A 14,060-nucleotide genomic window follows, 5' to 3' on the forward strand; every position below is an offset into this window, starting at 1 on the left:
AGGGCCCATGCAAACGAAACGAACCGTCTTTCCCAATAAGGTTTTGCCTTATCTGCTTATTGCTCCCCAGCTTCTGATAACCGTCGTCTTCTTTCTCTGGCCGGCCGCAACCGCCTTCTGGCAATCGTTCCTTCGCCAGGATGCGTTCGGTTTCAAAACGAACTTCGTCTGGTTCCAGAATTATCGCCGGCTGTTTGCCGACCCGCTCTATATGGACGCCTTTGGTCACACCCTGGTTTTCGCCGTCTCGGTGACGGTTCTGTCGACGACGATTGCGCTCACTCTGGCCGCCGCGGCCATGCGTGTGCTGCGGACGTCCCGCATCTATTCGACCTTGCTGATCTGGCCTTACGCCGTTGCGCCTGCGATCGCCGGCATACTCTGGTGGTTCATGTTCAATCCCTCGATCGGCATCGTCGCCTATATGCTTCACAGCATGGGGATCAGCTGGAACCATCTGATCAATCCGGACAACGCGATGGTCCTGATCGTGATCGCCGCCACCTGGAAGCAAATTTCCTACAATTTTCTGTTTTTCCTGGCCGCGCTGCAAAGCGTGCCGCGCTCGCTCCAGGAAGCCGGCGCCATCGATGGCGCCGGGCCGGTGAAGCGCTTCTGGACGATCGTCTTTCCGCTGATCTCGCCGACAACCTTCTATCTGGTCGTCATCAACATCGTTTACGCCATGTTCGACACTTTCGGCATCGTTCATGCGACGACGCAGGGCGGACCGGCGCGCGCCACGGAAATCCTCGTCTACAAGGTTTATTTCGACGGTTTCATCGGCCTCAACCTGGGCTCCTCGGCAGCGCAGTCGGTCATACTGATGATCATCGTTGTTGCTCTGACCGCGGTCCAGTTCCGCTTCGTCGAACGCCGTGTGCAATATTGAGGAGCGTCAAAGGTGGTTGAAAATCGTCCTTTCCTGAATTTTCTGGCTCACCTCGTCCTTATCCTCGGCGTCACGATCGTGATCTTCCCGGTCTATATCGCCTTCATCGCCTCGAGCCATGGCCCCAACGACTTTTTGTCCGGTGTCGTGCCGCTGAAGCCGGGACCGCACCTCATTGAGAATTATTCGACCATGCTGTCTTCGGGTATGACGAGTTCCGGCGCACCGCCGATCGGACCGATGCTGTTCAACTCGTTGATCATGGCCGTCGGTGTCGCGGTCGGTAAGATTGCCATTTCCATCCTTTCCGCCTTCGCCATCGTCTATTTCCGATTTCCCTTTCGCACGCTCGCCTTCTGGATGATCTTCATCACCCTGATGCTGCCGGTCGAGGTGCGCATCGTGCCGACCTACAAGGTGGTCGCCGACCTGGGAATGCTGAACAATTATGGCGGACTCATCATTCCGTTGATTGCATCGGCGACGGCCACCTTCCTGTTTCGTCAGTTTTTCCTCACCGTGCCCGACGAGCTGATGGAGGCTGCGCGTGTCGACGGGGCGGGGCCGATGAAATTCTTCCGCGATATCCTGCTGCCCTTGTCGGTGACCAACATCGCAGCCTTGTTCATAATCCTGTTCGTGCTCGGCTGGAATCAGTACCTGTGGCCGCTCATCGTCACGACCGACCAGAGCCTCTACACCGTCGTCATGGGCATTCAGCGCATGGCCGCGGTCGCGGATGCCGAGCCGCGCTGGAATCTTGTCATGGCAGCGGTCATCCTGGCCGCCTTGCCGCCCGTCCTCGTCATTGTCGCCATGCAACGCCTTTTCGTCAAAGGCCTGGTCGAAACGGAGAAATGAAATGGCCCCGATCAATATCGTCGACGTCAAGAAAAACTATGGTTCGATTCCTGCTGTCAAAGGCATCAACCTGACGGTCGAAGACGGTGAATTCATCGTGCTCGTCGGCCCTTCCGGCTGCGGCAAGTCAACCTTGCTGCGCATGATCGCCGGATTGGAATCGATCACCGGCGGCCAAGTCGAAATCGGCGGCCGTAACGTCAACAAGGCGGAGCCGGCCGAGCGCGATATCGCCATGGTCTTCCAGAATTATGCGCTTTATCCACATATGACGGTGCGCGGAAATCTTGAATATGGCCTGAAGAACCGCGGCACGCCGCGGGCGGAAATCGATCGCCGCGTCAAGGAAGCGGCCGACATTCTCGAAATTGGGCCAATGCTGGATCGCAAGCCGCGCGAATTGTCGGGAGGACAGCGCCAGCGCGTCGCGATGGGACGGGCCATCGTGCGCGAACCGGCGGCGTTTCTTTTCGACGAGCCTCTGTCCAATCTTGATGCCAAGCTGCGCGTGCAGATGCGCGTCGAAATACGCCGGCTGCAACGCCGCCTGAGGACCACCAGCATCTACGTCACCCATGATCAGCTCGAAGCGATGACGCTTGCCGACCGGCTTGTCGTCATGAATGGCGGACTGGTCGAACAAGTGGGAACGCCCGTTGAAGTCTACGACCGTCCGGCAAGTTTGTTCGTTGCCGGCTTCATCGGCTCTCCGCCGATGAACCTCGTGCCGATCGAGGTGCTGGGTACGGCCGATGCCAGGAACGTCCTAGCCTTGCCTGACGGGACGGACATCGTCGGTCTCAGGCCGGATGCTCTTCTCATCGCAAAGCCCAGCGAGCCTTCCGTTCGTCTGAACGCCATCGTCGAATTGCTCGAGCCGATCGGCGGCGAAAGCCACTTGCATGTAAGACTGGGGGAAGGCCAGCAGACGGTCGTTCTGACGGTTCAGGGCCGGCCGGACTTCGCCGAGACTGCAAAGATCGAGATCTTCGCGCGGATTGATCAGATGCATCCATTCAACAGCAAAACTGGACGACGTACGGACTGAAACGGCCGGATAGAGCTGTCCGACATCTGCAGCGTCGAAAAGTGAGGAAAAAGAGAAAGACATGCCAAAGTCAGAGCCGCGATCCGGACCCGGCCGCAGTGAGGTTCAAGCACATCGAGGCGCATCCGCTGTCGCGCCCGAAAACACGATTGCCGCGTTTCGGGCGGCTGCGGACCGGGGCGCCGAATGGGTCGAACTGGACGTCGCGCTCCTTGGCGATGGGACCGCAGTCGTCATCCACGACGTGTCCGTCGACCGTTGCTCCTCATCGACCGGCAGGCTCGGCGATCTCACTGCATCCGACCTGCGGGAGATCGACGCCGGCGCGTGGTTCGCCCCCCGTTTCAAGAGCGAACCCTTGCCGACCCTTGCCGAGGTCCTGTCCGCATTGGGAGAGCTGGGATTGAACGCCAACGTCGAGATCAAGCAGCATCCGCATCACAAATCTCTCGACCAGCTGGTAAAGACCGTTGACGAGCATCTGAAGGCGCGCGCGCCGCAGACCAAGATCATGATATCGAGCTTCGACGCGGCGGCGCTCAGGCGCATGCACGAAATCGATCCCAGTTACGAGCTCGCTATGTTGTGGAGTAGACTGCCGGATGACTGGAGTGATGTTCTCCAATCAATTCCCGCAAGAACGATCCATCTTGGTTACAAGTCTCTCAGCATCGGTTTCCTTGAGGAGGCGGCGCACCAGGGGATCAAGGTGCGGGCATGGACCTGCAATGACCCCAAGCTCCTCGCATCTTTTTGGCCTGTCGGCTTGACCGGTGTGATAACAGACGACCCGAGTGTCTATCTCTCATAGGAAAAAGCGATGGGGCAGCGGGTCATATCGAGCCGACAACGCGAAATACTGGCGCTGATCGAAACGGAGGGCGTCCAATATATCGATGATCTGGCGCGCCGGTACGATCTGACGACCCAGACGATCCGCCGTGATATCAATGCGCTGTGTGATCTCGGGCATGCCCGCCGCTTTCACGGCGGTGTCGATGTGCCGGTCGAAGGCAGCAATATTTCGCTGAACGCCCGCGCCCAACTGAACCGTCGGGCCAAGCGGCTGATCGCCAAGCGGGTCGCCGCCGACATCGGCCCGGATGCGACGGTATTCCTGGGAATCGGCAGCACGGTCCAATTCGTCGCGGAGGCGTTGCGCGATCACCAGGGGCTGACTGTTATCACCAACAACATTCATGTCGCTCTGACCCTTTGCGAATCGCCGAGTGTCGAGGTCCATCTCACCGGCGGCCTGCTGCGCCATGACGACCGCGACGTCGTGGGCAGCGATGTGATCAAATTCGTGGAAAAATTCTATGCGACTTATGCCGTCGTCGGTGCCGGTGCACTCAGTCCGGTGAACGGCATGATGGACTTCAGCTATAGCGAGGCGCAGATCACCAATGCGCTTCTGGAGAATTCGCAAACGCGTCTTTTGGCTGCAGACGTCAGCAAATGGACCCGCCATGCGGCGGTGCGCGTTGCACCTTTCAATAAGATAACCCGCTTTTACACGGATCGGCTGCCGGCCGATCCGTCCGTCGCCAGTGTGCTGGCCGATAGCAGCATGGAGGTGGTGACCTGCGAGGACATGACGTGACGTTCGTAGATCTGGCACCCTCCGCGCATGAATTGCAGCATGTGCGTTATCTCTTCACCGATATCGACGACACGCTGACGACAGAAGGTAAACTTCTGCCGCGCACCTATGATGCCCTTTGGGAACTCAGCCGGGCCGGCATCGCCGTCGTGCCGGTCACGGGTGGTTCAGCCGGCTGGTGCGAACACATCGTCCGTGCCTGGCCTGTTGCCGCGGTCATCGGCGAAAGCGGTGCTTATGCCGTCACCCGCCGCAACGGTGAGGTTGTTTTCGATTACTGGGAGAACGGCGCATTGCAGGGCGAGCGTCAACGCCAGCATCTTGGTGCCATCGAAAAACTGATCGCGGAAAAAGGCGGCACATTCAAGATCGCACACGACCAGGTGTTCCGCCTGGCTGACGTGGCAATCGACATTCAGCGTCATGATACCCAGGACGTCGAAGATTTTGCATGCGATATCAGGGCAATCGGCGGCACCGTCGCCATCAGTTCCATCCACATCAACACCTGGATTGGCGATTATGACAAACGCGCCATGAGCGAGCGCCTCCTGACCAGCAAATTCGGGGTGGATCCCATAGAATTGCCATCGGTCACGGCGTTCGTCGGCGATTCTCGAAACGATGCGCCGATGTTCGGCTTCATCCGCAACTCTTTCGGTGTCGGCAATATTCTTCCTGTTCTTCCGCACCTTCAGCATGTGCCGCGTTGGATCTCCTCCCAGCCGGCAGGACTTGGTTTTGCCGACATTGCCGGGACAATCCTGAATGCCAGGACCACCGGCGAATAACCGGCGGGGAGCCCACAAGGCCATGCGCGGCCGCACGATGCGCTGAAGACGGAGCGTCATGAAGCCTACAAAAAAACGCAGCAAGTCCCGACCAGACAAGTCTCAGCCATTGCTGCGGCAGCTCGCTGCGGTTCCTGCGAAGCTGTTTGCCGGCGCCTTCCGCCAACAGTACGGCGCCATCTGCTTCCGCTATTGCGATGGCGGGCCGAAGATCGAAATTCTCGTGATCACATCGCGCGAGCGCGCGCGCTGGGTCATACCGAAGGGCTGGCCGATGAAAGGAAAGAAGCCTTTCGAAGCGGCGGCGATCGAAGCCTGGGAGGAAGCAGGCATGCGCGGGGCGGTGAAAAGGAAACCTGTCGGCCGCTATACCTATCTCAAGGAATTCGACGACGGCGATGTGGCGCCATGTATCGTCGATCTGTTTCAGATCGAAGTCACCGAGATCGGAAACGACTTCAAGGAGCAAGGCCAGCGTATTCTCGAATGGGTCAGCCCTGACGAGGCGGCGCGACGAGTTCGAGAGGTCGAACTCAAGTCGCTGCTCGTCGAATTTGAACCTCGGGGTCAGAAGAAGTCTGACCACGGCTGATACGATTGCGGGGCTCCTCGTTCTGATTACCGTTCGTGGCGGGCTCGGAAGGCAAGTTGACTCTCAATTGCCATCGCTTCGACGGGCGTTATCATGATCGCTCGAACGGCTCGCCGAGCGAGGCGACGCCATTGAGTTTGAGCAGGCGGCGATCCGCCGAAATAATACCGAGCACGATGATCGTCACCAGATAGGGCAGGCAGGCGAGCAGCTGCGACGAGACGTTGAGACCGGTTGCCTGGGCGGCAAGCCCCATCAGCGATACTGCGCCGAACAGGCATGCCCCGAGAAAGATGCGGCCGGTCAGCCAGGTTCCGAAGACGACGAGCGCAATCGCAATCCAGCCGCGACCGGCAATCATCCCATCGGCCCAGAGCGGCGTGTAGATCGTCGCTGCATAGGCGCCCGCAAAGCCGGCCATCATGCCGCCGACTGCGACCGCGGCGAATCGGATGGCGATAACCGGATAGCCGATGGCATGCGCCGCTTTCGGGTTTTCACCGACGGCGCGGATGATCAGGCCGAGCTTGCCATAGGCAAACATCGCCCAGATGGCGACAGTCACGAGCAGTGAAAGCCAGACGACGATATCCTGGCTAAACAGGCCGCCGATGACGGGGATATCGGAGAGGCCGGGAAGGGCGATTTTCGGCACAGCTTTAACCGTCAGGCTCTCATAGGTTTTGCCGAACAACGCTGACAGGCCCTGGCCGAGAATCCCGATCGCCAGCCCGGTCGCCACCTGGTTCGCGTTGAAGCCGAGGACAATCGCCGCAAAGATCAGGGACAGAAGCAGGCCGCCGAGGCCGGCGGCGAGAAAAGCCAGAAAATGCCCGCCGCCGTGATAGACAATGATGAAGGCGATGATGGCGCCGAATGCCATCAGCCCCTCGACGCCAAGATTGAGCACGCCGGCACGCTCGACGACAAGTTCTCCGAGAGCGGCCAGGAGAAAGGGTGTCGCAGCCGCCAGCATTCCGGCCAGAACGAACTCGACGGCGTTCATGTGGGGCTCCTGGTGGATGGGGACCGCCAGGCAAGACGGTAGCGCACGAAGGCGATGGCCACCAGGTAGGCAAGGAGCAGGCTGCCCTGGAAAACCCGGACCGCCGCAACCGGCAGATTGGCGGAGACCATCGCATTGTCGCCCCCGATATAGAGCGCGGCCATGACGATCGCTGAGACAACGATGCCGACCGGGTGCAGGCCGCCGAGATAGGCGACGATAATTGCCGCATAGCCGTATCCGGTCGAGATCGAGCGTTGCAGCTGGCCAAGCGGACCGGCGACTTCGGCTGCACCGGCAAGACCGGCTGCGGCTCCACCGATCAGCAGCGAAAGCCAGATTGCGCCGCTCTCCCGGAATCCGGCATAGCTCGCAGCGCGCGGCGCCAGTCCGCCGACCTGCAGTTTATAGCCGATGAAGCTCTTCTGCATGAAGACCCAAGCGGCAATCGACAGGAGAACGGCGAGGATGAGCGCGACATTGACGCGCGTTCCCTCAATCAGGATCGGCACCATCGCGTCATATTGGAACATGACGGACTGCGGGAAATTGAAGCCGTTCGGGTCCTTCCAGGGGCCGAGCAGCAGATAATTGAGGAGCTGCACGGCGACAAAACTCAACATCAGGGAAACGAGAATTTCGTTGGCATTGAGCCGGACGCGCCAGAAGGCGGTGAGCGACGCCCAGAATGCGCCGCCCATCGCGCCGAACAGCAGCATTAGCGGCCAGATCCACTGGCCGGTTGCGCCGGGCCACCAGATCGGAATGGCGGAGGCGAAGATCGCGCCGAGGACGAATTGTCCTTCGGCACCGATATTGAAGACCTTGGCACGAAAGCCGACCGCAAGCCCCTGCGCGATGAGGAGCAGCGGTCCGGTCTTCAGCAGCACTTCGGAAAACGACGCCCATGAAAAGAAGGGCTCGATCAGCATCGCGTAGACGACCGCAGCCGGATCGCGCCCCATGATGACGTAAAGTCCGAGATTGAGAATGACGGTGACGATGAGGGCTATGGGCGGCGCCAGGAGGGTGGCGGCAAGCGATGCCCGCTCCCGGCGGACGAGAATGGGCGGAGCGGCGAGGAAGGGTCTGCTCATGCGGTGGCTTTCTCGCGCTGCGGCTGAGCTCCGATCATGTATCGGCCGATCTCCTCCGGGTTGGTGTCACGCGTGAGCAACGGCGGGCTCAACGTGCCGTGATGCAGGACCTGTATAAAGTCGCTCAGTTCGAACAGTTCCTCGAGCTCTTCGGAAATGACCAGGACGGCCATGCCCTTGTTGCGAAGACTCATGAGGCGCTTGCGGATCGCCGCCGCCGCGCCGATATCGACGCCCCAGGTCGGCTGGGCGAGGAAAAGAAGCTTCGGCGCCAGCATGATTTCGCGTCCGACGATGAATTTCTGCAGATTGCCGCCGGAGAGCGAACCGGCCTCTGCCCCTGGACCGCGCGTGCGCACGTCGAAGTCCCGGATACAATCACTTGTGAAGGCCTTCGCCCTCACCTTGTCAAGCAGGCCATGTTTTACAAGGTTCAGCGGGTGGGCGGTCAGCAGGCTATTATAGGTGAGCGACATCTCAGGGACCGCGCCGCGGCCGAGCCGGTCCTCCGGGACGAAGGCGAGACCGAGCCGTCGGCGGGCGGCGGAGTCGAGCGTGCCGACATCCTGGCCCATCATGAAAATCTGGTCGCGTTGATCCCGCGGCAATTGGGTTTCACCCGAAATCAGCGCTGCGAGTTCGCTTTGACCATTTCCCGAAATGCCTGCAATGCCGAGGATTTCGCCGGCGCGCACGACCAGGCTCACATTCGAAAGCGGCACGGCGAAAGGATCCGCCCGGTAATCGAGCCCGACAAGTTCCAGCCGCTTTTCACCTTCTCCCAAAGGCAGCGCAGGCATGGGTTCCGGCATGTCGCGGCCGATCATCAAGCGGGCAAGCTCGTGGGCATCGTGTTCGCGGGGATCGACGTGGCCGGTCACCCGACCGCCGCGCAAGATCGTGGCGCGATCGCAGAGCGACTGGATTTCTTCCAGCTTGTGAGAGATGAACAGGATGGACACGCCGCCGTCCCGCAGCCGGCGCAATGTTTCGAAGAGCTTTTCCACCGCCTGCGGCGGCAGCACCGAGGTGGGCTCATCAAGGATGAGCAGTTTCGGATCGGTCATCAGGCAACGGATGATTTCCACCCGCTGCCTCTCGCCGACGGAAAGCGAATGGATATGAGCGTGTGGATCGACCTCGAGGCTGAACTCATGCCCGAGCTTGCGAACGCGCTCTGCAAGCTCGCTCTTCTTGCCGGACACGATCAGGCGGATATTCTCCACGACCGTCAGGCTCTCGAACAGCGAGAAATGCTGGAACACCATGCCGATACCGGCTCGCCTTGCCTCTGCGGGAGAGGCAAGGCTAAGGGCTTTCCCGTTCCATGCGACGGTGCCGCTGTCCGGCTGCTCGACGCCGTAGATCAGCTTCATCAGCGTCGACTTGCCAGCCCCGTTTTCTCCGAGGATGGCATGGATGGATCGTGGAGCGACGTCGAGATCGATCTGCTGATTGGCATCGACCGGGCCGTAGCTCTTGGTAATGCCGCGCAGCGACAGGAGCGGGCTCGGCATGGCTTACTTCGGCAGCGGCGTCGTGACACCCTTGACGTGCCAGTCCATCGCGACGATCTGGGCGTCCGTCGCCGTGGTCCCCGAAGCGACACCTTCGCTCCCATCAGCCTTGGTGATCGGACCGGTAAACGGCGAGAAGCTGCCATCGGCAATCTTGGCCTCGATTTCCTTGATCCTGGTCATAATATCGGCCGGGATTGCCGGGTTCCAATCGACGACCTGGACAACCTTGTCGGCAACGCCGAGGAAGGCGTTGGCGCCCTTGAAGGTGCCGGCAAGATGGGCGTCGACCGACGCCTTAAAGAAGGGCGACCAGTCGGTGGCGATGCAACCCAGATAGGTCTTCTCGGCATATTTCTTCATCGACGAGTTGAGGTTGAAGGCATAGACGCCGGCTTCCTCGCAGGCCGAGATCACCGAAGGGGTATCCTGCGCATTCGAGAAGATCACGTCGCAGCCCTGAGAGATCAGCGCCTTGGCGGCTTCCTGCTCCTTGGCCGGATCGAACCAGGAATTGACCCAGACGACAGACACTTCGATATCCGGCTTGACGGCCTGAGCGCCGAGCGTGAAGGCGTTGACGGAGGTGATCAGCTCAGGAATGGCAAAGGCTGACACCGAGCCGAGTTTGCCGCTCTTGGAAAGGGCCGCCGCCGCCATGCCGAACAGGTAGGTTCCCTGAAAATATTTGGCGGCGAAGGGCGAGAAGTTCGGTGCGACCTGGAAGCCTGAAGCATGTAGGACGGTCACCTTCGGATTGCGGCGGGCAATCTGCAGCGCGCCATTCTGATAGCCGAAGGAGCCGGCGATCAGGAAATGGTTTCCGTCGGCAACGGTCTTGTTCATGATGCGGTCGGCGTCCGGGCCCTCGGCGATGTTTTCGATGACCGTGACCTTCACCTTGTCGCCATAGGCGGCCTTGATCGGATCGATGCCGGCGGCAAGCGCATGACCCCAGCCGACGTCGCCGATAGGCGAGGGAACGACGAGCGCGATGCCGAGCGGTTCGTCGGCGGCAAGCGCAGAGCGGCCGGCAAAGGCCGTCGCGAGACCGGCAGCCGCCGCGCTCTTCATCAGTTTTCTGCGGGTGAATTCGTTGGTCATGTCAGTTCCCTCTTTTGGTTTTAGAATTCGACTGTCTCGAGCGCCGCTTCCGCGGCGGCGAAAAGCTGAGCTTCGTCGAGGCCGGTAAATTCGCCGGCCTGCCAGACGATGCGCCCGTTGATCATGGTCAAATCGGTCGGCATGCCGATCCCCACCTTGGCAATCAGGCTCAACGGGTCGTGGCGGGTTCCGACATAATCCATGCGCCTGGTATCGATGGCGAAGAGGTCGGCGGCCATGCCGGGAGCAAGGCGGCCGATATCGCTGCGGCCAAGTAGGCTTGCGCCACCCGTGGTCGCGTAGCTCAGGAAATCGACGGGCGCTGGAACCGGATGGGCGCGCGTCGAGGCCGTCAGGCATTGCAGCATATAGGCAGAGTGGATGCAGTGCATAAGGTTGGAATTGTCGTTCGAGGCCGCGCCATCGCAACCGAGGCCAATACGCAGGCCGAAAGCGGCCATAGCGGGAATGTCCGTCACTTCGGCGCCGACCAGATAGACCGGTTCGGGGCAATGGGAGACACCCGTGCCGCTTGCCGACATCTTGCGCAGTTCCTCGTGTGTCAGCTCCCAGCAGTGGGCATAAAAGCTGTCAGGCCCGGCAAAGCCGAGTTCGGCGCAGTAGTCGACCGTCCGCATTCCATGCCGCGCCTGGATGACCGGGCTTTCGCCTTCACCGACATGCGTGTGCAGTCGGACGCCGCGATCTCGGGCGAGCGCGACCGACTCGACGAAGGTTTCGCGGTGGCAATTGACGGGCTGACAGGGAGCGACGACCACCTGCCGCATGCTGAAGGCGCCGGCATCGTGGTAGCTGTCGATCAGCCGGGCGCAATCGGCGATGAACTCGTCCGTCGTTTCCAGCATGGCGTCCGGGATCGTCGAGCCCTCGGACTTCGGCAGCGTGTTGCCGCCGCGTCCCGCGTGGAAACGCATGCCGAGAAGATCGGCCGCCTCGAACTGACGATCGATCAGGCGTTTGCCTGCGTGCCGGGGGAAGCAATATTGATGGTCGAAGGCCGTGGTGCAGCCGTGCTTGATCATCTCGGCCATGGCCGTGACCGACGAATGATAGAAGCAATCCTCGTTCAGTCGCGAGAAGATCGGATAAATCCGGTCGAGCCATTCGATAACCGAAAGCTTCGTCCAGTCGAGATCGGCCCGATTGCGCACGAAGCATTGGAAGAAGTGGTGATGGGTGTTGACGAGACCCGGATAGACAAACCAGCCTGATGCATCCTGAATGACCGTGTCCGCAGGCAAGGGCTCTTGCGACAGGTTCGTCCCGATCGCCTGGATCGCCGGACCATTGGTCAGCAGATCGACGTTCCGGCGCACGGCCGGCCCGTTGCCTTCGTCGACGATAATCGCTGCGCAGTTCTTCAGCAGGTAGCCCGCCATCTCACGTCTCCTCGTTGACGGGATGAGGGTCGGGTTTCAACTCGTGCAGCCGGTGGATGCCGGGCATTTCGATAAAACCTTCAAGGCTGCGGATGGCGCGCAGCCAAAGCCTAATGTTCGGATAGGGATCGAGCGAGATTCCGCCGTCGGGCGCCAGTGCCACATAAGGGAAACAGGCGATGTCGGCGATCGTCGCACGGTCGCAAGCCAGGAACCGCATGTCGCGGAGCCGCTGCTCAAAGAGGCCGGCTTCGAGCTCGCGCAGCGCCGCGACTCCTTGTGCCTGCAGGACTTCGATATTGCCGGGACGCAGAAGCATCTGATGCAGCCGTGCGCCGCCGAGATTTGTCGTCAGCCGATGCGAAAACGAGAGCCATTGGTGCACCCGCGCGGTCTCCTCAGGCGCGCTCATACCCAGCCAGTCAGGCCCGCTCCGGGCGGCGAGATAGGCGAGCATGGCCGAAGATTCTGTCAGCACCAGATCGCCATCCACGAGGATCGGGATTGAGCCTGCCGGATTGAGGGCCAGAAGCTCAGGACCACGATGTTCCTTGCCGGGATGGAAATCGACCGGCCGGATATCCAGCTCGACGCAGAGGATGGCAGCCATCAGGCGGATCTTGTAACAGCTCGGCGATAGGATGTAGTCGTAGAGCTTCATTGTGCGACCAACTGCGCGCCATAGAGATAATTGTGGCGCTTCAGCCAGCGCCGGTAAGCGATAGAGGTCAGGTCGGCCCTGGTCGGGATTTCCATGCCCGGATCGAGCGGCAGAAGCGCCGGGATCTGGTTTTCGAGGATCGATCGATCCTGCAGGAAAATCATTTGCTGAAAATGGATGAGGTCCGTCATTGGCGTCACGTCGTCGAAGAGGGCCATCCACGGCCATACGTCACAGAGATCTTCGGCAAGCGGCTGGACGAATAGGGTAATGACGTCCCATTCCTCCGGGCGAGGAGGGCAGGTCTTGTAAAGCACCGAGCAGGTCGGGGCAGGCACGCGGTACATATACTCGGTGGTTATTCCGCCGGTCGCCGACTTTGCAGCCTGCGGCTGGTAGAATTTCACCTGCGTCGCCCAGACTTCATCCTCCTTCTCGCGGATCTCGACTTTATAATTTTCGACCTCCGTATGCGGCTCGGCGCCGAGTATATCGGTGTGGACGAAGGGAAAATGCGCAATATCGAGGAAGTTCTCGACTGCTCTCAAGGGGGAACAGCGTACCCGCACGACACCGACATCGACGAAGCGGCGGCCGGGCTGATCCGCTTCGGGAATGGCGAAGAGCTCCTTGGCGGGGGTGCCAAGAGAAGACCAGACATGACCATAACGGACGCGGACGGGCAGGGCACGCCCATCGCCCGATGTGACCCGCGCCGCGCCATCAGCCGTGCGCATCACCTCTATGGGCTCGCCCATCAGAGCAGTCCTGCTTCCTGCACCGGTGAGCTGGCTGAAGAGGCCAACCGGGTACCATTCGTCGATCATCGCACCGGCCCCTTTCATGCGACATCCTTCTGGCGTGTTTCCGCGCGGCGGCGCAGGGCTTCGGCGATGCGGGACGCCGCAATCCGATCTGCGACAGTGCGCTCCCGTTCGACCAGGACATGTATCAGAGTGCATCCGATCTGCGCCGCGGGCAACAGCCGAACCCATGGATGGTCCGTGACTGGGATCAACCCGCTCGCGGCCTTGCCGCCGGCTGCTGCTTCGATTGCCACGATGTCGGCAACAAGCGTCAGCGAGCGTATTGGCGCCAAACCATCCAGGCTTGGCGGCGGCATTGCCGGCTCGCCGACTGCGACCCAGACGATTCCATCTGATTCCTCGACCCGCTGAACTGCCACGCGGATCGTTTCCGGCGGCACAAGGTCTGGATGAGCCGGGATGCGAATGCATCCTCCCGCCGGAGAATAGCTCCAGCCATGATAGATACAGGAGAGCGCCTCGCCCCGCACGAAGCCGTGCGACAGTCGCATCCCGCGATGCGGACAGCGATCCGAAGAAGCTGATGCGCGCCCGGACCGGCTGCGCCAGAGAGCGATCGATCCTGCCGGCGTCCAGGCCGGAATGACGCTTGCCGGAGGCAGATCGGCAGAAAGGGCGACAGGCGTCCAGGAGCCGGTCGTATCGGAAGGCATGACGGTCA

15 protein-coding genes are annotated in these 14,060 nt (G+C 60.8%); 7 read left to right on the plus strand and 8 right to left on the minus strand.

What is annotated here, in order from left to right:
- The first annotated feature begins 7 nt into the window (after positions 1–7).
- The 7 genes from ugpA (at position 8) to J7U39_RS29985 (ending at position 5,787) form a co-directional block, all read left to right on the plus strand.
- The gene (ugpA, locus tag J7U39_RS29955; RefSeq protein ID WP_210633311.1) at positions 8–892 is read left to right on the plus strand and encodes a sn-glycerol-3-phosphate ABC transporter permease UgpA; all 885 of its coding nucleotides are present in this window, start codon (positions 8–10) and stop codon (positions 890–892) included.
- 12 nt (positions 893–904) lie between these two features.
- Positions 905–1,753, plus strand: coding sequence for a sn-glycerol-3-phosphate ABC transporter permease UgpE (gene ugpE, locus J7U39_RS29960; RefSeq protein WP_210633312.1), 849 nt, complete (start codon positions 905–907; stop codon positions 1,751–1,753).
- A gap of 1 nt (position 1,754) precedes the next feature.
- Positions 1,755–2,801 carry a sn-glycerol-3-phosphate ABC transporter ATP-binding protein UgpC gene (gene ugpC, locus J7U39_RS29965; protein ID WP_210633314.1) on the plus strand — a complete coding sequence of 349 codons (1,047 nt, stop codon included), beginning with the start codon at positions 1,755–1,757 and terminating at the stop codon, positions 2,799–2,801.
- A 61-nt stretch (positions 2,802–2,862) separates the two neighbouring features.
- Complete coding sequence (locus tag J7U39_RS29970; protein ID WP_210633316.1) at positions 2,863–3,612, plus strand: glycerophosphoryl diester phosphodiesterase; 750 nt, start codon at positions 2,863–2,865, stop codon at positions 3,610–3,612.
- 9 nt (positions 3,613–3,621) lie between these two features.
- Positions 3,622–4,404, plus strand: coding sequence for a DeoR/GlpR family DNA-binding transcription regulator (locus J7U39_RS29975; RefSeq protein WP_210633318.1), 783 nt, complete (start codon positions 3,622–3,624; stop codon positions 4,402–4,404).
- Positions 4,401–5,195, plus strand: a complete 795-nt coding sequence (locus tag J7U39_RS29980) for an HAD-IIB family hydrolase (protein WP_210633320.1) — start codon at positions 4,401–4,403, stop codon at positions 5,193–5,195. Before J7U39_RS29975 ends, J7U39_RS29980 begins: the two co-directional genes overlap by 4 nt.
- Positions 5,196–5,253: 58 nt before the next feature.
- A complete protein-coding gene (locus J7U39_RS29985) occupies positions 5,254–5,787 on the plus strand; it encodes an NUDIX hydrolase (protein WP_210633321.1) in 534 nt (177 codons plus the stop codon).
- A gap of 91 nt (positions 5,788–5,878) precedes the next feature.
- Here J7U39_RS29985 and J7U39_RS29990 read toward each other — a convergent pair whose 3' ends face one another.
- The 8 genes from J7U39_RS29990 to J7U39_RS30025 are packed head-to-tail and all read right to left on the minus strand — an operon-like array spanning position 5,879 to position 14,052.
- Positions 5,879–6,793 (minus strand): ABC transporter permease, encoded by a 915-nt coding sequence (locus J7U39_RS29990; protein ID WP_210633323.1) that lies wholly within the window; start codon positions 6,791–6,793, stop codon positions 5,879–5,881.
- Complete coding sequence (locus J7U39_RS29995) at positions 6,790–7,890, minus strand: ABC transporter permease (RefSeq protein ID WP_210633324.1); 1,101 nt, start codon at positions 7,888–7,890, stop codon at positions 6,790–6,792. The genes J7U39_RS29990 and J7U39_RS29995 overlap by 4 nt, the downstream gene beginning before the upstream one ends.
- The gene (locus J7U39_RS30000; protein ID WP_210633325.1) at positions 7,887–9,407 is read right to left on the minus strand and encodes an ABC transporter ATP-binding protein; all 1,521 of its coding nucleotides are present in this window, start codon (positions 9,405–9,407) and stop codon (positions 7,887–7,889) included. The genes J7U39_RS29995 and J7U39_RS30000 overlap by 4 nt, the downstream gene beginning before the upstream one ends.
- Positions 9,408–9,410: 3 nt before the next feature.
- Positions 9,411–10,511: a BMP family ABC transporter substrate-binding protein gene (locus J7U39_RS30005; protein WP_210633327.1), complete on the minus strand. Its 1,101-nt coding sequence runs from the start codon at positions 10,509–10,511 to the stop codon at positions 9,411–9,413.
- 20 nt (positions 10,512–10,531) lie between these two features.
- A complete protein-coding gene (locus J7U39_RS30010) occupies positions 10,532–11,911 on the minus strand; it encodes an amidohydrolase (protein ID WP_210633332.1) in 1,380 nt (459 codons plus the stop codon).
- Position 11,912: 1 nt separating this feature from the next.
- Positions 11,913–12,572, minus strand: a complete 660-nt coding sequence (locus tag J7U39_RS30015) for a glutathione S-transferase family protein (protein ID WP_210633334.1) — start codon at positions 12,570–12,572, stop codon at positions 11,913–11,915.
- The gene (locus tag J7U39_RS30020; RefSeq protein WP_210633336.1) at positions 12,569–13,417 is read right to left on the minus strand and encodes an aromatic ring-hydroxylating dioxygenase subunit alpha; all 849 of its coding nucleotides are present in this window, start codon (positions 13,415–13,417) and stop codon (positions 12,569–12,571) included. Before J7U39_RS30020 ends, J7U39_RS30015 begins: the two co-directional genes overlap by 4 nt.
- The gene (locus J7U39_RS30025; protein WP_210633337.1) at positions 13,414–14,052 is read right to left on the minus strand and encodes a Rieske 2Fe-2S domain-containing protein; all 639 of its coding nucleotides are present in this window, start codon (positions 14,050–14,052) and stop codon (positions 13,414–13,416) included. Before J7U39_RS30025 ends, J7U39_RS30020 begins: the two co-directional genes overlap by 4 nt.
- Positions 14,053–14,060: the final 8 nt, after the last annotated feature.

It is taken from the genome of Rhizobium sp. NLR16a, from assembly GCF_017948245.1.
In the GTDB taxonomy this organism is placed as follows: Bacteria; Pseudomonadota; Alphaproteobacteria; order Rhizobiales; family Rhizobiaceae; genus Rhizobium.